The sequence below is a fragment of the Empedobacter sp. UBA5036 genome, assembly GCF_002415215.1.
Lineage (GTDB): Bacteria > Bacteroidota > Bacteroidia > Flavobacteriales > Weeksellaceae > Empedobacter > Empedobacter falsenii_B.
The window spans coordinates 1-21,071 of record NZ_DICC01000001.1 but is presented as its reverse complement, the minus strand read 5'-3'; the positions used below and the strand labels follow the sequence as shown (position 1 = coordinate 21,071).

General features: G+C 30.6%; 18 protein-coding genes and 1 pseudogene. 7 read left to right on the top strand and 12 right to left on the bottom strand.

Going from position 1 to position 21,071, the window contains the following annotated elements; all coding sequences use genetic code 11:
• From B4J88_RS00095 to B4J88_RS00075, 5 genes are all read right to left on the bottom strand, one after another.
• Positions 1 to 879: catalase (locus B4J88_RS00095; protein ID WP_291065795.1), on the bottom strand; the 879-nt coding region annotated here is incomplete at its 3' end.
• Positions 880 to 1,023: 144 nt separating this feature from the next.
• Positions 1,024 to 1,434 carry a cytochrome C gene (locus B4J88_RS00090; protein WP_286511818.1) on the bottom strand — a complete coding sequence of 137 codons (411 nt, stop codon included), beginning with the start codon at positions 1,432 to 1,434 and terminating at the stop codon, positions 1,024 to 1,026.
• Positions 1,421 to 1,711, bottom strand: a complete 291-nt coding sequence (locus B4J88_RS00085) for a hypothetical protein (protein WP_286511817.1) — start codon at positions 1,709 to 1,711, stop codon at positions 1,421 to 1,423. The genes B4J88_RS00090 and B4J88_RS00085 overlap by 14 nt, the downstream gene beginning before the upstream one ends.
• Before the next feature lie 6 nt (positions 1,712 to 1,717).
• Complete coding sequence (locus B4J88_RS00080) at positions 1,718 to 2,710, bottom strand: cbb3-type cytochrome c oxidase subunit II (RefSeq protein WP_286511816.1); 993 nt, start codon at positions 2,708 to 2,710, stop codon at positions 1,718 to 1,720.
• 10 nt (positions 2,711 to 2,720) lie between these two features.
• Positions 2,721 to 4,472 carry a cbb3-type cytochrome c oxidase subunit I gene (locus tag B4J88_RS00075; RefSeq protein ID WP_291065792.1) on the bottom strand — a complete coding sequence of 584 codons (1,752 nt, stop codon included), beginning with the start codon at positions 4,470 to 4,472 and terminating at the stop codon, positions 2,721 to 2,723.
• A 565-nt stretch (positions 4,473 to 5,037) separates the two neighbouring features.
• On the opposite strand from B4J88_RS00075, the gene B4J88_RS00070 reads away from it, so the two are divergent.
• The 3 genes from B4J88_RS00070 to B4J88_RS00060 are packed head-to-tail and all read left to right on the top strand — an operon-like array spanning position 5,038 to position 6,705.
• Entirely contained in the window at positions 5,038 to 5,448 is a 411-nt protein-coding gene (locus B4J88_RS00070; protein ID WP_291065790.1) for a Crp/Fnr family transcriptional regulator, read from the top strand.
• A 37-nt stretch (positions 5,449 to 5,485) separates the two neighbouring features.
• Positions 5,486 to 6,337 (top strand): SDR family oxidoreductase, encoded by an 852-nt coding sequence (locus B4J88_RS00065; protein WP_291065789.1) that lies wholly within the window; start codon positions 5,486 to 5,488, stop codon positions 6,335 to 6,337.
• A gap of 8 nt (positions 6,338 to 6,345) precedes the next feature.
• Entirely contained in the window at positions 6,346 to 6,705 is a 360-nt protein-coding gene (locus B4J88_RS00060; RefSeq protein WP_291065787.1) for a hypothetical protein, read from the top strand.
• Positions 6,706 to 6,936: 231 nt separating this feature from the next.
• On the opposite strand, the gene B4J88_RS00055 is transcribed toward B4J88_RS00060, so the two are convergent.
• The 5 genes and pseudogenes from B4J88_RS00055 to B4J88_RS00035 form a co-directional block, all read right to left on the bottom strand.
• Positions 6,937 to 7,536 carry a Crp/Fnr family transcriptional regulator gene (locus tag B4J88_RS00055; protein WP_291065785.1) on the bottom strand — a complete coding sequence of 200 codons (600 nt, stop codon included), beginning with the start codon at positions 7,534 to 7,536 and terminating at the stop codon, positions 6,937 to 6,939.
• Positions 7,537 to 7,727: 191 nt separating this feature from the next.
• On the bottom strand, positions 7,728 to 8,294 hold the full coding sequence (locus tag B4J88_RS00050) for a ferritin-like domain-containing protein (RefSeq protein ID WP_284583511.1): 567 nt from the start codon (positions 8,292 to 8,294) through the stop codon (positions 7,728 to 7,730).
• A gap of 53 nt (positions 8,295 to 8,347) precedes the next feature.
• Positions 8,348 to 8,965 (bottom strand): KGG domain-containing protein, encoded by a 618-nt coding sequence (locus tag B4J88_RS00045; protein ID WP_284583510.1) that lies wholly within the window; start codon positions 8,963 to 8,965, stop codon positions 8,348 to 8,350.
• A gap of 438 nt (positions 8,966 to 9,403) precedes the next feature.
• The gene (locus B4J88_RS00040) at positions 9,404 to 10,039 is read right to left on the bottom strand and encodes a hypothetical protein (RefSeq protein WP_291065782.1); all 636 of its coding nucleotides are present in this window, start codon (positions 10,037 to 10,039) and stop codon (positions 9,404 to 9,406) included.
• Between the two features lie 1,128 nt (positions 10,040 to 11,167).
• Positions 11,168 to 12,681: pseudogene (locus tag B4J88_RS00035) on the bottom strand (Na+/H+ antiporter).
• Between the two features lie 282 nt (positions 12,682 to 12,963).
• On the opposite strand from B4J88_RS00035, the gene B4J88_RS00030 reads away from it, so the two are divergent.
• The 4 genes from B4J88_RS00030 to B4J88_RS00015 all read left to right on the top strand — a co-directional run bounded on the left by B4J88_RS00030 (position 12,964) and on the right by B4J88_RS00015 (position 15,932).
• Positions 12,964 to 13,842, top strand: a complete 879-nt coding sequence (locus tag B4J88_RS00030; RefSeq protein ID WP_038330308.1) for a helix-turn-helix domain-containing protein — start codon at positions 12,964 to 12,966, stop codon at positions 13,840 to 13,842.
• A 64-nt stretch (positions 13,843 to 13,906) separates the two neighbouring features.
• The gene (locus B4J88_RS00025; protein ID WP_038330306.1) at positions 13,907 to 15,058 is read left to right on the top strand and encodes an iron-containing alcohol dehydrogenase; all 1,152 of its coding nucleotides are present in this window, start codon (positions 13,907 to 13,909) and stop codon (positions 15,056 to 15,058) included.
• A 501-nt stretch (positions 15,059 to 15,559) separates the two neighbouring features.
• Positions 15,560 to 15,721, top strand: a complete 162-nt coding sequence (locus B4J88_RS00020) for a hypothetical protein (protein WP_160279566.1) — start codon at positions 15,560 to 15,562, stop codon at positions 15,719 to 15,721.
• Positions 15,711 to 15,932 carry a hypothetical protein gene (locus tag B4J88_RS00015; RefSeq protein ID WP_052217406.1) on the top strand — a complete coding sequence of 74 codons (222 nt, stop codon included), beginning with the start codon at positions 15,711 to 15,713 and terminating at the stop codon, positions 15,930 to 15,932. The genes B4J88_RS00020 and B4J88_RS00015 overlap by 11 nt, the downstream gene beginning before the upstream one ends.
• 925 nt (positions 15,933 to 16,857) lie before the next feature.
• Here the strand turns inward: B4J88_RS00015 and B4J88_RS00010 are convergent.
• Together B4J88_RS00010 and B4J88_RS00005 are read right to left on the bottom strand one after the other, a co-directional pair.
• Positions 16,858 to 18,063, bottom strand: coding sequence for a PepSY-associated TM helix domain-containing protein (locus tag B4J88_RS00010; protein WP_038330304.1), 1,206 nt, complete (start codon positions 18,061 to 18,063; stop codon positions 16,858 to 16,860).
• Between the two features lie 6 nt (positions 18,064 to 18,069).
• Positions 18,070 to 20,253: a TonB-dependent siderophore receptor gene (locus B4J88_RS00005; RefSeq protein ID WP_115000528.1), complete on the bottom strand. Its 2,184-nt coding sequence runs from the start codon at positions 20,251 to 20,253 to the stop codon at positions 18,070 to 18,072.
• Between the last annotated feature and the right edge of the window lie 818 nt (positions 20,254 to 21,071).

Sequence of the window (21,071 nt, the reverse complement as noted above, 5' to 3'; positions counted from 1 at the left end):
ATCAAAAGAATATTTCATTTCGTCCTTTTCAGGAATTAACTGTATACCCAGGTCCCACTGAGGAAAGTTTCCTTTTTCTATATTTTCCCACAAATCTTGTCTATGAAAATCTGTATTAAAACCAGAAATTTTTTGTGCTTCATTCCATGCAACTGAATGTACGCCTAATTTTGGTTTCCAATGAAATTTAACAAATGTTATATCCCCTTTTCTATTGATCAATTTAAATGTATGCACACCAAAACCTTCCATCATTCTAAAACTTCTTGGTATTGCTCTATCAGACATTAACCACATAGCCATATGAGCCGATTCTGGCATGAGTGAAATAAAATCCCAAAACGTATCATGTGCTGAAGCAGCTTGAGGTATTTCTTTATCAGGCTCAGGTTTTACTGCATGTACTAAATCAGGAAAATTCATAGCATCTTGTATAAAAAATACAGGAATATTATTACCTACAAGGTCAAAATTACCATCTTCTGTATAAAATTTAACTGAAAATCCTCTTACGTCTCTAGCTAAATCAGTAGAACCTTTGAAGCCTGCAACTGTTGAAAATCTAGTAAAAAGAGGTGTACTTATCCCCTTTTGTAAAAATTTCGCATGGGTAAATTCAGATATATCTTCATGAATCTCTAATATTCCATGTGCACCACTTCCACGTGCATGAACTACTCGTTCGGGAATACGCTCTCGATCGAAATGAGCCATTTTATCAAAAAAGATATGGTCTTGTTGTAGAGAAGGTCCTCTTTTTCCTAATTTTAATGTATTGTTATTATCATAAATAACAACACCATCATTTGTAGTTAAAATTTGATTGCTATTATCAACTACAAATTTTTTGATTTGTTTATTTTTTTCATTATTCTTCATTTTAATCGGTTTAATTCATTAACAATCAAACATTAATCTATTTACAACTTTAAAAGAAAATGATTTATATTTTCTTACTTATACTTAACAATTAACTTAGAAGGATGGTAGCATTAAATACAAAAAAAGCTTATTACACTATGTTTACAAAGAAGTAAAACGACTTGTTATTTCATAATAAATTGCCCATCCTATAAATAGTAATACAATAATCCAAATCCAAAAAGGTATTGTTTTTGGAGTTTCACTACCATTAATTAAAAAGCTTTTTTGATCACCTTTATCGTAAGCATTAATCATAAGTGAGACTGTTCCATTTAGTATTGCGTTATTCTTTAATCCTTCAACTTGTATTGAAGGACCATTTTTTACTGTAAATCTTATTTTCTTAATTCCTTCTGATCCTGAAGGTGATTGACTAATAATTTTTAATATATGTTCTCCGTCAACCATTTTTTTAGTATCTAAATCAAAAACAGTTGGTGCTTCCAATTCTGCAATTGGTTGTATTTCATCATCCAAAAACAAAAAAACTTTACTTCTATCTTTCGTCATAATTATTTAATTTATCTGAATAAAATGAATACTTTATATGGTAATCTTGTTTTTCTCCAGGTTTTAATAAATACTTCAGAGAAAGTAAAAAAGTCCATATTGTTATTATAATCACAATTACCACAATAAACCAATCCCAATCACTTTGAGGTCCTGTTCCGTGGGTAAACCCTTTTGTTACTTTGGGCTGTTGTAATTGACAAGCATCACATGCAAATAATGCAGTTGAAAAGAGTATAGCAACCACACTCAGACTAATTTTAGCTCTTTTAATCATATCTATTTATTTGATCTTATCTAAAATGACTTGTACTTCTTCTATTGTTATTTTTTTAGCATTATTTCCCCAACTTGATCGTTCATAGTTGATGATAGCTACAATATCTTCCGCTGTAAACCCTGCATTTTCTCCAACAGCAGGCATTGTCGCATATTCAGGACGTGGATCATAACCTTTCATAATTATTGTTACATATAATTCTAAAGCTCCTCCTGTTACTACTGGACTATTCTTTAGAGGTGGAAATGCTCCTGGAACTCCTTCTCCATTTGCTTGATGACAGGTTGCACAATTAGCTGTATATAATTCTTCTCCATTTGGTAAATTTGATGAATCGTTGTTTTTACCTGTATTTACAATTTTTTTCTTGTATAGGAAATCAGGAACTAAACTTTCGTCAGTAAAATCTGTTTGTTTCAAGGATTTTAAATAGGCAACTAACTGTAAGGCTTCTTTTGTAGCAACGATCTTTTTATTTCTTTTTACATACTTTTCTGGGACTTTAACTTCTATATCATCTTTATGTAAAAAATCACGTTCAATAAAAAGATAAGGATAAGCTGGCATTATAGATTGAGCAACTGCTGCTCGAGGTTGATATAAATGTATTAAATGCCAATCTACACTGGGTTGCCTTTCTCCGACATTGGTTAGATCTGGACCTGTACGCTCTGTTCCCATTAAATTTGCAGTATTTCTCCAAAGATCTAATCTTTTGTTAATTGCGTAATCAGCAGGAATACTTGGTCGTTTTCCAAATACATTATCCATTTCTACATTTCTCACTTGCTGTGTATGACATGCGACACATCCATTTGCGATATAAATCATTTTACCCGCTTGTTCTTCTTGTGTTAGTTCTTTAAGTTGTCTTGGTAAGGGTTGATTAATCTTTTGATTTTCTAAAGCTGGAATAATAGCAATATATAGTGTTAGAAATAGAAATAATCCAAGCGCAGCGCCAAATAAAGTTTTATGATTGTTAAAAAATGACATACTAAATGATTTATGGATTATACTCTTTTTCACTATGCTGTTTTTTAGCAGCTAAAATATCAGAAGGTGATATGGGTATGATAACCTTTTCATTCTTTTTGAGCATTTTATAAAAATTATAAGCAAAAATAAAATGTGAAATCCACATCATAGTTCCTCCAATAGCACGCCATAACCAATAAGGTGCCATATTAATTACTCCTTGTATAAAAGGTTTTTTATCCATCCACAATTGTCCTGTTCCTGTTCCTCCAATCATGAGTGCGATGACATAAAATAATAATCCTATTAAAGCTAACCAAAAATGAATACCCACTAATAACTTAGGAGGTTCTTTTCTTGTGAGCCTAGGAACTAACGTATAACAAAATCCCCATAGCATAAAGGTGATAATACCATACATTGTTAAATGAGAATGCGCAACAGTAAAATCTGTAAAATGCCATAATAAATTGGTAAACCTGAATGCTTCTACTGTTCCTTGAAAAGAACCCGTAAAATAAAATATGATTGACATAAAATAAAATGGTAAAGTATAACTCGTTTTTAATTGATACCATGCTCCATTAAATGTCAATAAGAAATTTGCAGTACCTGCTGCAACAGGTATTAACATTCCTGCACTCGCTACAATTGCAGTTGTTTGTATACTCCATGGAATTGCACTAAAAATAAAATGATGCGTACCTATTAATGTATAAAATAATGTATGAGTCCAAAAGGCTAAAATACCTAAACTGTAAGAATAAATTGGTTTATTAAGTTGCTGTGGAAGAAAATAATACATTAACCCTAGATTAATCATCATAAACCACATTCCTATCGCCTGATGCATATAATAACCTTGCATTATAGTTTCTCCCATACCATTTTGCCAAAATGGCAAATAACAAACGATTAGTACAACAACAATAAACATTGTACCTGATACAATATACCAATTTGAAATATAGATTTCTTTCGTTTTACGCTTTGTTATTGGTTTGAAAAAATTATAAAGTGAAAATACTACTCCTAGAGCAAACATCCCCATTACTGGCCAAATATACTCTCTGTATTCACCACCTCCATTGTTAATACCAGCAAGTAGAAATACTGTACCTATTAATACAGCCAAATTAACGAGTATAAGAGATACATAACCTAATTGTAGATTATAATTTTCTTTATTACTAACTCTAGCTATAACATAATAGGCTAAACCTAACATTGCTAAAGATGCCCAACCCCAAAAAACAGAATTTGTATGGGATGGTCTAAGTCTCCCAAAGCTTAACCAACTTACGTGATCAATGTCTGGTACAACAAATTTTATTCCTAAATAAAGTCCAAATGTTGTTCCTATAATTAACCATAAAGTTGCAGTACCTAAAAAATATAAAATAAGTTTGGATAAATCTTCGGAAATATATTTTTGAAAAGAAGATGTTCGTTTTTTAGTTGGAAAAATTCTTAGTTCTTCAACTACATTTACATTTGTTACAATTCCTTTTTCATCGGAAACTTTATATGTAGTAGAAAGATTGTTTTCTGAAACTTCATCATTTAACTCAATTTCCCGCTCTTTAATTTTAAAACGTTCTTCTTCTGTAAGATTCTCGAATTCTTTATTAATTTCCTTCGCTTGTTTACGTTTTAACATTATACTATAAACTCCTAAAAGTCTAAAAATAATAATAAGCAATCCTGAGAAAATAATGGCAAATACTAAAAATATTGTAATTTGAACTCCATTTTCTTGTAGTAACGAACCTCCCTCCATAATTAATAAATTAAATAATTAGTGAAATCAAACGATTATTTATCTAAGTATTAAAAAGGAAAATTCCTACGTTAATAGGAATTCTCCTTACACAAATAGATGTTTTATCGACTTCTTTTAATTGAGTCCACATCATAAGATGTACTATCAACCGGAAGAATAGTATCAGCTGAGTCAGGAGTCACCGGGAACTCACCTGATAGTATACTATCGTGTATGATAATTGAATCTGAATGATTTGGTACCATCTCATTTGTTTTTTTTCTACAACTTATAGTTGTCAGAGCAAATAAGAGTACTAGTGTTGCAATAGTTCTCATAAAATATCTTTTTGTGATTAGACAAAACACAATGACAATCGACTTCGTCATTATATTTTCAAAATTAGATAGAGAAAAATGCAAAGATTATGATTACGATCATATTGGACTTCAATAAAATAGATGTATATCAAATTGATTTTCATATCAATAAAACTAAAAAAAGCATTCTTCATTATGATTACACTCATAAATAGAGCTGTATGCTCTTGTTAACTTTAACTAACTATTAAAAACGACTTATTATGTTAATTAGCGACAAATTATTGTTTGATTTTGGAGGTGAAAAAGAAACGTATAAACAAGGTGATACAATTGTGAAAAAAGGAAAATATGCAAAATTTTATTTTCAAATTTTAGATGGGAAAGCAATTAGAAATAACTTTTTTCAAGAAAAAATTGTTTTAAAATCTATGCTTGTAAAAGGACAAAGTTTAGGAGAAGCTTTTTTATTTACCAATAATTCTTATTCAATTACAATTCAAGCAATAGAAGATTGTCAGATTATTCAATTAGAAAAAAGTAAATTTTTCGCTCTTTTAGAAAAACATCCGCATTTGTATTCAATTCTATGCAAATGCATGAGTGAAAAATTAATACAAAAATTCAACTTAATACACACTTTATCTACAAATAAAAATCGATCATTTCAATAATAATCGTCTATTAATTTTTTTATTTTAAATAATTTATATGAAAAAAATGAAGAATGAAAAACAACATCAAAGTAGACCTGGTGTTGAAGAAAAAATGAGACCTGTTCCTCAAACAGAGCCTATTGCATATTCTAAAAAAGGAAAATTATTTGGGAAAATTGCTTTGATAACAGGTGGAGATAGTGGTATAGGTAAGGCTATCGCTCTACTTTTTGCAAAAGAAGGTGCTCATATTGCAATCGCTTATCTTAATGAAGAAATAGATGCGTTGGCTACAAAAAAAGAAGTTGAAAATTATAATCGGGAGTGTTTACTCATAAAAGGAGATTTATCCAATGAAACAAATTGTCTAATTGCTGTAGAAAAAACAATCGATAATTTTAAGCAAATAGATATCGTAGTAAATAATGCAGCATTACATTGGGAAAGTGAATCTTTAGAAAAAATATCGAGTGAGCAATTAAGCAAAACATTTCAAAATAATGTTTTTTCTTATTTCTGGATTACAAAATACGCTTTATTGCATATGAAAAAAGGTGGTTCTATTATAAATACCACATCTGTTACTGCATATAGAGGAAGTCCTAAATTAATTGATTATGCTGCTACAAAAGGAGCTATTGTTTCATTTACTAGAAGTTTATCATCCAATTTAATGGCAAGAGGAATTCGAGTAAATGCTGTTGCTCCAGGTCCAGTTTGGACGCCTCTTATCGTTTCTTCCTTTGATTCTGAGAAAGTAGCTAATTTTGGTACTGATTCTCCAATGAAAAGAGCAGGAATGCCTAATGAAATAGCCCCTTCATTTTTATTTTTAGCTTGTGATGATTCACAATTTATTAGTGGTCAAGTTCTACATCCAAATGGAGGAGAAATAATAAATGGTTAAAAAAAGATATGCATATATTTAAACTAGAAACAACACAGACTGAACACGAATTTTTAAGTTTAATTCATGAATTTATATTCGGATCAACAACAGCACATTTATTAATTGATCCTCCATTTATCATTCAATCTATTGATAAAATTAGTCAAAAGACAAATTGTTTCCATAAAAAAAAATTTCTTAATCAACTAATCGCAGAATATAAAATAGGTGCACTTGAATTTATTAATCAAAACAATATTTCAGATGAAGGAACTCTTTTTACAAAAAATATGTTAATTCGTTTTTACTCAAAATTTTCTTATTATAAAGTCCAAAAAGAACAAGAATTAATTCGAAATATAAGTGAAGTATTCGAAAGTATATAATTAATAAAAAATTAGCCGATTATGATTTATAAAATCATAATCGGCTAATAAAATAATCAAGTTATTTTCTGTTATTTCTTTTCTTTTTTCTTTTTTTGAGCCAAAAAAATAAAAATATCCACCCTCCTATAAGCATTGCTATATAAGCGAAGATATGTAGGCTAGATAAAAAAAATTCTTTAAATTGTGGAAACATAATGGTTGTTTTTTTAGGATGTTAAATAATTCTTCTTAATAGAGTATTTTTCCTTTTTGTAACCTTAACATATTCTGAGATTCCATTAATTTAACTGTTCGAATTACAGTTTCTACACACATTCCTGTTAAACCTGCTAATTGTTGACGTGTAAGTTCAATTTTAAAAGAAAACGGCGCTTTTATTTCTACCGTATCATTTTTTAGGTAATCCAATAATCCCTTTAATCTATTAATCGGACTATTAATGGAATTGTTCTGCATCATCAGATATTTATGATATAATTTTTCTGACATGCATCGATTTAATTCTTTATACAAGTAGGGATTTGAACTTAATAAATCTAAAAAAAAGCTTTTATTAAGTTTCAATAGAACAGTATCTTCTAATGCTTCTGCATTCATCGGATATACATTCTCCAAAAACAAAAAACATTCACCTACACTATTACCTGGTAAAAGGATATTCTGAATAGATTCTTTTCCCTCGTCATTAAAATGATTAAGTTTTACTTTTCCTACTATGATTTGATAATAAAAACATGGATGACTGCCTTCATTAAAAATATTTTCTCCATTTTTATAAGCGACTCTTTCCGCTCCAAATTTGTACAAAAATTTTTCATTAATTAGCATAGTGTTAATTTTTTGTGATTTTTAATTTTTTAAGAGGAGTTGAGAGAAAATAACATATGCAAAGTTTTCAATAAACATACCATACGATGAATCAATATGTTAAACTTTATCGGTTTAATGCTTTTCATATAAAAGATCTCTTATTTTTCATTTATTCATAATAAATATTAATAAGAGATCTAATCACAGAACTAATTTTCTTCTTCAGCTTCAAAATTTATTGAAGTTTCAGCAATATCGGTTAGGTTATCATCCGTTTCTTCTTCTTCAATCAATGTCTTTTCGAGCAACTCAGCTACTTTATGATGCTCCATTGTAATTGCCAATTGAACTAAACCACCATAAGTAGCAATTTCATAATGCTCTATCTTTTGAGCTGCAATGATTAGAGCTGCGTCTCGTGTCATTGTACCTTCTTTTGTGGATTTAATAATTTCATCTGCCTCTTTTATTAATCCTTTAATCGCTTCACATTCCTTTTTTTCAACCTTTTCATCCAACAAACCAAATATCTTTTCTAATCGACTGATATGTTTTTTAGTTTGTAATTGATGATCTTCAAAAGCATCTTGCAGTTCTTCTGTAGTAGCCGAATTTTGCATTTTCTCTAATCCGTCTACTAATGCATGCTCCGCATAATATATATCTTGAAGTGCTGAAATAAAGAATTTATGTAATGCCGACTTTTTCATTTTATCATCGCTATTATCGGTTGATTTATCCATTGTATCAATTGGATGAGATTCTTTCTTTGCCATACTTTTTCATTTTTAATAAAATTGCCTCTCCGAAAAGAGGCAATACAAAACAATTAACCATTTCTTCTACCTCCGAATCCAGATCGACTCGAATTTGAAGAACGTCCTCCTCGGTTTGAAGAACGCCCTCCTCCATGAGATGCTTTACCTCCCATACGAGCTATACGTGTACGTTCCGCTTTACTCATAGATGCAAAACCTCTTTTTGAAGTTCCTGATCCACTACCCGAACTTCTGCTGTTTCCGCTTCTAGAAGAACTATTACGAGAAGAGGAATTAGAAGATGATCTTCGGTTATTAGATTGTGAGGAAGAAGAACGATTTCCACGACCAGAAGAACGATTATTAGAAGAAACAAATCGACCCATACTATCTCTTTCTGGCATATTTCTTCTGTTATTTCTTCTATTGTCTTGGTAATCGTCGTCATCATAATCATCGTCATCATAATCGTCGTCATAATCGTCATCATCATAATTATCTTCTTGATAACCATTTGCAAAATCATCATAATCTTCTTCATAATCAGAAAAATCATCATCATAGTCTTCATCTTGCGAAGCATCATTAAAGCCATGATCATAACCCAGCTGATAGATTTCTTCTAATGTTGATTTTGCATTGCTTGAATTGTTGTGCGAATTGTGATTGTTTGAATTACTCCTTTTCATAATTGTAGTTTTGTAATTTACTACATAAATAGACTAGTATTATTCATGTAGTAAATTGGATTTAACTTTTATTGAAATACTAATTAGATTTCTTTCTATGCTAAATTATTCACATAAAGATTGTGATATTATGATTCAAATCATATCCGTTTAAAAACATTTATAAATCTTAAAATCAATATAATAAAAAAAATACCCGCAATATTTTGCAGGTATTAGAAAAGAATAAAACATTAATAAGTGTGATATGTAAAAGTAATTAATTTAACCTTGATTTTTACCAATAAGGAGTCGTAATACTAACGAAATAAAAGCCATAAATAATAGAAAATGTACAATTCCATGATAGCTAATACCTAATCCAAAGTATATTAATCCCCAGAAAATTATTAGAATGATTGCTATTAACACAAATGTATTTCTCATTTCAGTTTTAATTTAGAAGTTAATTAAGCCATCACATAAACATTTCCATTCTAATTTAGCTATTCCAAACAGTCCTCCTAAAGCAATAATGAAGTTTCTAAAAAAATTGATAAAATTTGTATGACTTAAGTTAGGGTATTCATTTCGACCATATACTCCAACCTTAATAGAATTATTATCTTTTGTTATTCGAAAAGTTGAGGTCGACTTTTTACTATAAAAATGAGCAATTAATTTCTTGTTTTTTTTATTTGGAGAACTAGAAGGGGAACAAATAAAAGACAAACTTGCTTGATTGTAATCAATAGATTTTTGCTCGCAAATTGATACTATTTTTACCCAATCAAATCCATTTTCACCAAAAGTTCCTAGTCCTGGTATATCAATTCGTATGTAATCTCCAACAATTGGTAAACGATCAACATGAGCTCCACTTTGATCAAACAATCTAAAATCAGCAGAAGATTCACCACAGAAATGTTTCCAATTATTTATAGAAAGAAATCTACATCTTAGTATTTGGTAACAATCATCAATTAATCCATTATCATTAAAGTACCTATTACTTTCTGTATCATGAAAGCCTCCTCCTCTTTGTTTTGGAATTTCATTATAAGTTTTTGTTAGATATTTTTTCAACTTTTTCATAATGTATGAATTAACATGAACGAAATTAGCTTCATCTATTGCTTATATTTATGATTGAGGTCATATTTTTAGTAAAGAAATTATTAGATTATATGTTGTTCTTTGAGGTTAAAGACAATTGTACTTTAGAAAAAATCACATAAACTAACAGTTCCACTAAAATAAATTTGTTTTAAAAAAAACAATTAGAGATTATTTCACTTAAAATACTAATTTTTTTTATTAGATTTATTAAAATAATTTACTATTGATATGAAAAAAGTTAGCAAGAATTAGTATTTTATGTTAATTTATTCACAAAAATCACTACACTAATACTACACCACACTCCCCTACACTATTGATGAATAAAGGGATTTACACTTTCTGTATCGGAAAGTAACCTCATCAATACTAACATAGTATAAATATATTAAAAAACCTCCTAAAATCAATGTTTTAAGAGGTTTTTTTAATATTTCAAAGTATACAAAAGAATAAATATGTTATAGGTTTATTATAGTTATTTGTATCAAATATTTGTACCTTATTTGTATTTTTAATAAAATCAGTTGAAAAATTTGAGTGAAAATTGGTATTTTGGACGAAATAAAGTCCTTTTAAATATTCTTATTTCTCCTTAATGGATTTTATACACTTTTAAAAAATGTACGTTATCAAAATAAATGGGATACTTCTTCCTAAAAATTAAGAGAGTGTTTGGTTTATAAATTTATTATTTTTTCTTGAAAATACAACTTCCTTCTTTTTGTAATTGTTTGTTGTTTAATACTTGCTCTTTGTTCCAAAATTTTATCTGCACTACCAAAATAAACATCCAAAGGAGTATGGTTATTCAAAGCCTCATGATAACGTTGATTATTGTAACGATAAACAGATTTTCTAAAGCTGCTTTTAATTCTTCTGGAGCGAAGTAATTATCAAGTTTTACCATTTTTGATGGTTCTGTAATAGTGTTCAATTTTTCCTTGTGTTTGTGGATGATTGGGTCTTCCGTGTATTTGATCCATTTGATAATTGTCTTATAAATACGATTGAACAAAACCTCCTTTAAGAAAATTCACGTGTAATATCTTTTAGTACAAAAGAATAACTCTCCACGTCAACAAAGTGTTTTGTTTTTAAAAATTAATGCATTCCCAGTTTTTCTTCCTGTAAATCGAGCATTTTTAAATGTTTACGTACAATTTCTTCGTCAAGAAGAAGTTCCTCACGGTTTTTGGAGATCAGCCATTCGCGCTGATGGTTTATGATATCCAAGTAAACTTCACGGTATTCTGGAAAATTCAGAATGACTTCCGAACTGTTGACACGATTTTCCCAGATTTGTAACTGATCCTTTATCGCCGGGAATTTTTCAAGTTTTTCGAAATGGGTATCCTGGATTCTTTTCACTCCTATTTTTGCAAGTTCGTTCCGGATTTCATTATCGATTTCCTTTTCAGAGCGGGTAAAATCAGGATCCTGAATTTTGAATTTTGTGATGAGAAAAGGCAGCGTCAAACCCTGAACCAACAAAGTAAGCAGGATGACCACGAAAGTGATAAATAAAATCAAGTTCCTGTGCGGAAAGGGTGTTCCATCATGCAAAGTCAGCGGAATTGAAAGTGCGGCAGCCAGTGAAACCACGCCGCGCATTCCCGTCCAACCGATTAAAGCAGGCACTTTCCAGCCTGGATTTTGTCGGTCGGCAACAGTGATGAAATTACGCATAATCATCGTGGTGAATACGGCACCATAAGCCGCAACGATTCTTGTTATAACCAGAATAACTGTAATCAAAACGCCATAACCAAATGCTGTGAACAAATCTGTTTCAAGCCCTGAAACAATCTGTGGTAGATCGAGCCCGATCATCATAAAAACAATACCATTCAGCAAAAAAACCAAACTGCTCCAAACATTTAGCGTCCCTAAACGCGATGAAGTAGCCAGAAAAGAATGACTTCTGTTGTAAAGCAACAAACCACCACAAACTACAGCCAAAACACCGGAAGCGTGAAGCTCTTCCGCCACAAGATACATGAGGAACGGCGTTACGACTGTGAGTACAATATCGATATTGGCATCAGTTGGCAACAAGCGGTGCATCTTCATAAAGAAAATTCCTATAAGGATTCCGATTCCAGCACCCCCGATACACATCCACAGAAAACTAAGGGCAACTTCGTGCCAGATGAATTGTCCCGTCGCAACGGCAATCATTGCAAAGCGAAAAATAATCAATGATGAAGCATCGTTCAGCAAACTTTCACCTTCAAGAATGGAAGAATACCGTTTCGGGATTTTTACAAATTTCAAAATCGCTCCGGCACTCACGGCATCCGGCGGCGAAACTATTCCCCCCAATAAAAACCCAGTGCCAGCGAAAATCCAGGAATAAAATGATTGGCGACAAAAGCTACAACCAAAGAGGTAATAAACACTACCACGAAAGCAAAACTGACCACAATCCTGCGCCAGCGCCATAATTCTTTCCAAGAAGTCGCCCAGGCAGCTTCATACAAAAGTGGCGGCAGGAATATAAAAAATATTAGTTCAGGTTCTATATGAATTTTAGGCGTGCCGGGAATAAAACTGATGCCCAGACCGGCCAGGACCAGCAAAACCGGATATGCAACTTTTATTTTTTTGGCAAGCATCACCAGCAAAACGGTGATGATTACTAGGATCAGGTAAAATGTGAGATTCTCTAGCATTTAGTTTTTAGATTTTTTTGATTAAAGAAGTTTCTCGAAAGCTTTTCTTACACCGCTTACCAGGTAACCCTCGTCGCAATAAGTATATCTTATTTTATTGAGTATGTGAAGCATTGGCTGCGTTATCAAAATTCGTATCCACTTTTCGCTGAAAATTTACAAATTTAATTCGATATCCTATAGTTTTATTCTAATTTTGTAACGAAATCGAATGAAGAAAACGAAATGAAGCAGTATCACCTAAAAGATTTTAATCAAAAAAGAGAAGACGAAAATTTATCTTTTCGTGTATTCGATTTTACATCCGCTACTTTAGCCCCCTATACCATACCTCATCAAAATACACACTTTTGTGTCTTGATGGTTGAAGAAGGCATTCTGGCTTTACAAGTTGAAGAAAATAAACATATTCTTCGTCCTCATAAAGTAGCTGTTATTTTCCCTCATCAGGCCAGTTTAATACAAGTTCAATCTGAACAAATAAAAGGAAAACTTATACTTTTTGATGAAGTGCTTTTTTGTTCGGATATTCTTAAGAATGAACTTAGCGTATACAATGTCAATTTATCCACCCAATTGAATTGCACAATTTTAGAAGAAGAACCATTTAAAGAAGGCTTACGCACTGTAAAAATTGTACAAGATATTTATCACCACCCTAGTTTGATCAAGAAAGAACAAGCACGTTTTTTTATTAAAACGTTTTTATTATCGCTGATTGAATCTGTACATGGCCAACACGCCTTACTTTCGACATCTCATAGCAGCGATCAACAATTATATGTGCATTTTAAAAAACTCTTGAACGAGCGATACAAAACTCAACGTACGGTTCAGTATTATGCGGATCAATTGCACATCACGCCTAAAAAATTAAACACCATTACGAAAAAGCATTGTGGAGAAACGGCTATTGATGCCATTCATCACCGCATCTTAACGGAAATTAAACGCCAGCTGATGTTTGGAGATCGTCCTCATAAAGAAATTGCTTTTGATTTAGGCTTTAATTCACCTGCTGCTTTGAATAAATTTGTAAAAGCAAAATTGAACGAAACCCCTACACAATTACAACAAGAATTGGCTCAAATGTATAACACGTAGTCCTGTTTGTATAATAGTAAAGACATTTTAGCCGCTAACTTTGCCGAATAAAATAAAATATAAAATGAGTAAATTATTTGTTGCGGGTGAAGTATTTCATGGCGCTGGATCTTTAGACGAATTAAAAAATATCAAAGGTAAAAAAGCATTTATTGTAACTGGAGGAAGTTCTATGCGTAAAAGTGGAACTTTAGATAAGGCGATTGCATATTTAAATGAAGCTGGTATAGAAACTATTGTATTTGATGGGGTTGAAGAAGATCCTTCTTCAGCTACAAGTTTTAAAGGTGCTGAAGCTATGCGTGAATTTCAACCAGATTGGATTGTTGGTTTAGGTGGTTGTTCAGCAATTGATGCTGCAAAAATGATGTGGGTTTTCTACGAACATCCTGATGCTGATTTTGATGCCATGACAACACCATTTACTGTACCTACGTTAAGAAAAAAAGCAAAATTTATTGCGATTCCTTCTACAAGTGGAACAGGAACAGAAACAACTGGTTTAGCCGTAATTACAGATCGTGAAAAAGGTGTGAAATACCCTATCGTTTCTTACGAATTAACACCGGATGTTGCCATTATAGACGGAGAAATTTGTGCTTCTATGCCTGCTCACATAACTTCAAATACAGGATTAGACGCTTTAACACATTGTGTAGAAGCTTATGTATCGAATATTGAAAATAACTACGCTGATGTTTTAGCGAAAGGAGGTTTAGAAATTGTTTTTGATAACTTAAAAGAAGCGGTGAATAACCCTACGAACATCAAAGCTCGTCAAAACATGCACGATGCATCTTTTATGGCAGGTTTAGCATTTAATAATGCATGGTTAGGAATTGTTCACTCATTATCTCACCAAGTTGGGGCATTATACGGAATCCCTCACGGTATGTCGAATGCCATCTTTTTACCTAATGTTATTCGTTATAACGCAAAAGTTTCAGATCGTTTTCCTGATTTAGCAAAAGTTATTGGAAAATCAACGGCTGAAGAATTAGCACAAGCTATTGAAACGTTAAGAAGCGAAGTGAATAATATTGGATCGATTAAAGAATTTGGTATTTCAAAAGAAGATTGGGATAAAAACTTAGATTATATTGCTAATAATGCTTTAGTTGATCCTTGTACAGGATTTAATCCACGAGTACCAACTTTAGAAGAGTTAAAAGAAATTTACAATATCTGTTACGAAGGTTTAGTTTACCAAGACTAATCTATTAAGACTTTGTAATATAACTCCTAACCTCAATTATCGAATGATAATTGAGGTTTTTAATTCTATCTTAACCGAAAAATTTTCTGTTAGGTTTGTTTGGTGTTTGTCCGTACTTCGTTCGGTGTTCGTTCGGTGTTAACTGTTTTAAAGGATTTTCGGTACATTACATTATTTTCTAGATTTTTTTCTTCGACATTCGATTTATTGATGAAAATTATTCAGTTTCAAAATCCTTAACTATTTCATTAAAATTACTGTTATTGTACTTGATCTATATCTCATTAACATCCATTACCTAAGCTTAGATCTTATTTACTACTTCTACTCTATCTTATTCTTTGATATTATGGTACAATAATATCTCTAAATGTCCTACTTTGTCGTATATGACACATAATTTTGATGAATTAATACAATTATGGTTTCCGTAAATATTTATCTATTATTTTGATATTATTCGTTATTTGATTTTGTTTATTTATTTCCTAAACTTTTACTATGGATAAACGTCAATTTTCTGAAAAAGATATCAGTACTAAATTAATTACTCCTGCGAAAGAAAATGCTGGATGGGATAGAATGCATCCATATTTTGAACAAAAGACTTTTACAGATGCACGCATTCATATTTGTGGAAATCTTACTGCTCGTGGTAAATAAACGTGCAGACTATATTTTATACTATAAACCGAATATTCCAATCGGAATTATTGAAATTAAAGAAAATAATCATAGTGTGGGTGCAGGAATGCAACAAGGTTTAGAATATGCAGCAATATTAAATTTATCATTTTTCTTTTCTACAAGGGTAATTGTTTTCTATTTCATGATAAAACCATTCCTAATTAAATTAAAACTGAATTGGAATTAGACCAATTCCCCTGTCCTAAAACATTATGTAATAAATACGTGAAATACAAAGGAATTAAAATTGAATTAGCTAAAGAAATCGTAGAACAAGATTATTAAAAATATTTGAAATTAGAAGGAGGTCCCATAGTATGGCTTAGGTATTCCTTTTCTTATTGTTCTTTTTTTATTCATTAATTTTAAATTTTAATTATCAGTATTCATATGCCCTTCGGGGAACAGACTAAAAAGTAACCAATACTTCGGCAGGCTCAGCACAAGCAAGTCAAGGCTGTAAACCTCTCTACTAAAAATATTTTCATTTCTCTAAAGATTTTAAAAACCCTATTTAAATCATTATTATTCTTTCATTTTTTTGCGCATCCAAAAAAACGAAACAAAAAAAGATGCCGACAGTAGTCTCTCAATGATTCAACTAACTAAATTATTTTCATAAAGTTGGCAACTCGCTTCGCTCAAACACTCCAACTTTTTTTATTCCAATAATTTAGAGTTGAATTACATTTCGATTCTAAATCGTCGGAGTTTTAATTCATTTTCAATAACATTTGAGATTAAGAGGAGGAGCCACGGTGTGGCTCAGGTATTCCTTTTCTTTATTTTCATTTTATTATTCATAGCTTATCTATTTTAATTATCGGTATTCATATGCCCTACGGGGAAGCTCATCCAAAAAAACGAAACAAAAAAGGATGCCTCATCCGTTCTCACTACTTCGGAATGACAACTGGTTTTTGTTATTCCTTATTATCGTCTAAGTCTTCAATACAATGTTTTGCAATTTCATTTATTTTCTGTAGAATTTTAAGTTAGTTGATTAACCATTTATCTAAATGAGTATTCTCTTTTGATAAAAAAAGACCTCAAATTCACATAAAAAATGAATTAGAGGTCCTTTGACATCTTAAAGTTTATTTAAAAACAACTTAACTTTTCTTCTTTTTTTTCCTTCTTCCCCACCATATCATAAAACCTGTTACTGGTAGAGAAGCAGAAATTAAGCTTACAACAAAAGCCAATATTTTTGTAGGCAATCCTAAAATAGATCCAACATGAATATCATAATTTGCTCCAACAACTTTCTCTCCAAAGTTCTTATCTTTTGGATCATGTATATGTAGCAATTCTCCTGAATTTTCATCAAAAATTAAACTACTGCTGCTATAATAAACTTGTTTTTTATGTGCAACATAAACTTCAAAATTTGGATGTTCATGATCGTCCATATGTTCATGTCCTAAATCAATAGAGAAACCATACGAGTTAGGATAGTTGGTTTTTACAGTTTCAATAATCTTATCGAGTGTAGATTCTTGTCTTAATTCAATTGGCGCAGTTGTTTTTATATGAGAAAAATCTGGATAAGTTGTATTGCCTCCCGAAAATATCACATAAATAGCAGCTTGAATAAAGAAAAAAGCATAAAATAATCCAGTAATAGAAAATATTAAAGCGAAAATTGAAGAATAAAAACCTAAGATATTATGAAGATCATAATTTTTACGTTTCCAATTATTTATGTTTTTCCATCTGAACCAGAAGCGTTGTTTTTTAGCAGCTTTATTTTTTGGCCACCATAATACAATACCGCTAATTAACATAAAAATAAAGATAATAACAGGAATTCCTACCACATAGCTTCCCCAGCTCTGTTTTAATAAGAAACTCCAATGTATCATTTTTACGATATTAAAAAAGCCATTTTTTTCATCATAAACTCTTAAAACTTTACCTGTATAAGGATTTACATAAGCTTGTTTATAAATAGGAAATTCATCAAAATAATTCCAAGCATTTACATCATGTTCATACCAATAGAACATATAAGACATGTTTTTATCCATTGGTATATTTACCCAATGAATAGGATATTTTTCTTGGGTTTGTTCGTCAACTAATTTTTCAAGTTGACGAATTGGGATAACTTTCTTATTCTCTACATCTTTTTCTTGATGATAGATAACATCCTTACGCGCAATATTTTCAAATTCATCTTTGAAAACATATAACGCCCCAGTTACTGAAACAACAAAAATTATTAATCCAATAATTAACCCAAACCAGAGATGTAGTTTACCAAATATTTTTTTCAGTTTTCCTACTTTTTTTGATGATTTTTGCTTGGAAGCCATTTTTGATTAAAATTTATATGTAAGACTTCCCGAAACATTTACTAACTGTTGTGGATTTGCTGTTGTATAACCAATCCAATAATGTTCATTTGTTAGATTATCTACTTTTACACCTATTCTAAATTTCTTCGCATCGAAAAAAGCATTTGCATTTACGATAAAATATTCTGGTAAATAAAAGGTGCTATTTACTTGATTTTTGCTCGCATAGTTTGCTCCAATTCCGAATCCTAATCCTTTTATTTTACCATCTAAGAATTGATAACTTGCATTAAAATTTGCTAACCACTCAGAACCAGCAGTTGTAGGTCTTGTTCCTTCTAAAGAAGTATCTGTTGGATTTTCTTCAATTTTTGCATTATTATAAGCCAAACCTCCTACTAGCGAAAATCCTTTCACTAGATAAGCATTAAGCTCTAATTCTACCCCTTCACTTTTTACCTTTCCTGATTGTGATTGAACAGATTGAAAAGTATCAGTATATTCTCCTGTATATAATAAAGAATTTTTGACATTGATATTATAATAACTTAAGGTCGCATTAATTTTATTATTAAAAATATTCATTTTAAAACCTCCTTCAAATTGATTTCCTTTTTCAGGATCAGAAAGAACTTGAGTATTTTCTTTATCTATGGCATAATATCCATTGCTTTTGAAACTATTTTGGTAATTACCAAAAACAGAGAATTTAGTTGGAACAAATTCATATACAAATCCAAACTTTGGAGACCAAGCTGATTGTGAATATGGTTCTGTTGGGTTATTATATAAATTACCTCTTTTAGAATCGTTATTCTCGTAACGAATAGAAGCTAAAATATTTAATCCTTGTACTGGTGTAAAAACATTTGATATATAAGCACTATACGTATTTAATTCACCTATTATTGGATATTCACCAACCGAATTCGAAGTATTATAAAAATCTTGTAAAGTATGATTATTCATGTTTGAATAATTTCCATTTTTAAACGGAACCCAATCAAAATCACCAGAAATAAACATTTGATTATTTTTGGTTTGCATATAATCTAAACCAACAACCGTTCTATTTCTCATTTTACCAAATGTATAATCGAAATTAAAATTTTGTTGTAATTGGAAAATTGTTTTTTTACTATCTCTTGTTGATTGATCTGCACGCATAACGCCTAATTCTGTATCTAATGGATTTTTAGTATAAGTACTTTCTGGAGCAACATAAAAATATGGGCTAAATCCATTCGATTGAGAATAAGCATTACTAATATTCGTAGATGATTTAATATGATCGTTAATTTTATAATTTATTTGACCAAATAAATTTCTGACTTTTGATTTGGCTTTAAGACCATCTCCAACATAAGATTGTTTGTAATCTAATCCCAAAACTCTTTCAACATCTTTCATATTATTAATCCCTAAAGAAGGATTACCTGCTAAGTAAAAAAACATCTGCTCTGCCATTGCATTATTTTCGTACATTTCAAGATCAACGTTGATATCTAATCGATCATTCGGTTTGTAACGTAATGATGGAGCAAAAGCAAAATATTCATTTCCGCTATTTTTTTTCTGAAAAGTACCAGAATTTGTATACGCTGTATTGACTCTAAACATTAATTTATTATCATTCGTAACTGGAGCATTAATATCTGCAGATGCACGGTAGTAATTATAACTTCCACCTGCAATACTTACTGATCCATCAAAATTTTCATGCGGTTTTTTTGTAATTCTATTTACAACACCTCCATAAGAAGTAACATTACTACCAAACATTGTAGCAGAAGGACCTTTTAATACTTCTAATCTTTCTAAGTTTACAGCATCTATAGTAGTAGAAACAGGGGCTACCAAACCGTTACGTAAAGAGTTGTTGGAAACAAAACCTCTTAAAGTAACATAAGCTCCTCCATCTCCAGATCGACCTGTAGAATTCCACATTTTTTGTAAACCAGTTACATTACGATAAGCATCGTCTACTGTAAAAATAACTTGATGATCTAAAACTGATTTATCAATACTCGAAAAAACTTGAGGATTCTCGATAAACTTCAACGGCATTTTATTTGAAGTATCGGTATCTTTTTTTATAAAAGTATTGATAATTACTTCGCCTAATGTATTTGTCTGTATTGAATCTTTTTCTTGTGCAGAAATAATGCACGCATATAATAATGAAAGTACTATTGTTACTTTTTTCATTTTGAAAATTTTGACAAAGCTATTTTATTATTTTAATTTATTCTAAATTAATTTAATAGTTTTTTCTTATATTCATACTTTATTAATTAAGTTTTTTTTATGATAATTGAAAAACATTACATAACGAAATAAAAAAAATTCACTTTTAACAACAGATTTTGTCATTCTGAGCTTGTCAATGAATCTTGCTTTCATTTTTTATTCATGGCCTCTATTATTTTATGAATATTGAATTCATATACCTTTCAGGAAAGAGCGCAAAAAACATTTGAAATTAAAAATTTGAGATTAAGAATTTGAAATTAAAAGGAGAAGTCACGATGTGGCTTAGGTATTCCTTTTCTTTAATGTCACTTTTTACTTGACTAAAAAGTAACCAAAAAGTCAAGGCCGTAAACCTCTCTACTAAAAATGTTCTCATTCCACTAAACTTTTTACAAACCCTACGGGCTAAAAACTTTTTAACGTTACATTCAAACATTTTCTTAACGTGAGAGTTTTAATGCCAGTTCTTTATTCTTTTTCTAAATTCAAATTCACTTTTAACAACAGATATTGTCATTCTGGTCTTGTCGAAGAATCTTATTTTCATTTTTATTCATGTTTTTGTTAATTCTATTTTATACGAATTCATGTACCCTTTGGGGAAGTCTTGACACAAAAACATTTGAAATTAAAAATTTGAGATTAAGAGGAGAAGCTCCAGTGGAGCTTAGGTAAAATTGTTAAAAGTTGATTAATAATTATATGTTCATTTTTATTCATGAGTTATTATTGTTTTTAAATGAATTCATATGCCCTTTGGGGAAGTCTTGACA

Bases quoted from the DNA above. Each gene is read 5' to 3' on its own strand.
- B4J88_RS00070 (WP_291065790.1), top strand. From the start codon at position 5,038: ATGTTAATTAGCGACAAATTATTGTTTGATTTTGGAGGTGAAAAAGAA.
- B4J88_RS00055 (WP_291065785.1), bottom strand. From the start codon at position 7,536: ATGCTAATTAATGAAAAATTTTTGTACAAATTTGGAGCGGAAAGAGTC.
- B4J88_RS00030 (WP_038330308.1), top strand. From the start codon at position 12,964: ATGAAGCAGTATCACCTAAAAGATTTTAATCAAAAAAGAGAAGACGAA.
- B4J88_RS00020 (WP_160279566.1), top strand. From the start codon at position 15,560: ATGGATAAACGTCAATTTTCTGAAAAAGATATCAGTACTAAATTAATT.
- B4J88_RS00085 (WP_286511817.1), bottom strand. From the start codon at position 1,711: ATGATTAAAAGAGCTAAAATTAGTCTGAGTGTGGTTGCTATACTCTTT.
- B4J88_RS00005 (WP_115000528.1), bottom strand. From the start codon at position 20,253: ATGAAAAAAGTAACAATAGTACTTTCATTATTATATGCGTGCATTATT.
- B4J88_RS00060 (WP_291065787.1), top strand. From the start codon at position 6,346: ATGCATATATTTAAACTAGAAACAACACAGACTGAACACGAATTTTTA.
- B4J88_RS00065 (WP_291065789.1), top strand. From the start codon at position 5,486: ATGAAAAAAATGAAGAATGAAAAACAACATCAAAGTAGACCTGGTGTT.
- B4J88_RS00050 (WP_284583511.1), bottom strand. From the start codon at position 8,294: ATGGCAAAGAAAGAATCTCATCCAATTGATACAATGGATAAATCAACC.
- B4J88_RS00090 (WP_286511818.1), bottom strand. From the start codon at position 1,434: ATGACGAAAGATAGAAGTAAAGTTTTTTTGTTTTTGGATGATGAAATA.
- B4J88_RS00040 (WP_291065782.1), bottom strand. From the start codon at position 10,039: ATGAAAAAGTTGAAAAAATATCTAACAAAAACTTATAATGAAATTCCA.
- B4J88_RS00025 (WP_038330306.1), top strand. From the start codon at position 13,907: ATGAGTAAATTATTTGTTGCGGGTGAAGTATTTCATGGCGCTGGATCT.
- B4J88_RS00075 (WP_291065792.1), bottom strand. From the start codon at position 4,472: ATGGAGGGAGGTTCGTTACTACAAGAAAATGGAGTTCAAATTACAATA.
- B4J88_RS00045 (WP_284583510.1), bottom strand. From the start codon at position 8,965: ATGAAAAGGAGTAATTCAAACAATCACAATTCGCACAACAATTCAAGC.
- B4J88_RS00010 (WP_038330304.1), bottom strand. From the start codon at position 18,063: ATGGCTTCCAAGCAAAAATCATCAAAAAAAGTAGGAAAACTGAAAAAA.
- B4J88_RS00080 (WP_286511816.1), bottom strand. From the start codon at position 2,710: ATGTCATTTTTTAACAATCATAAAACTTTATTTGGCGCTGCGCTTGGA.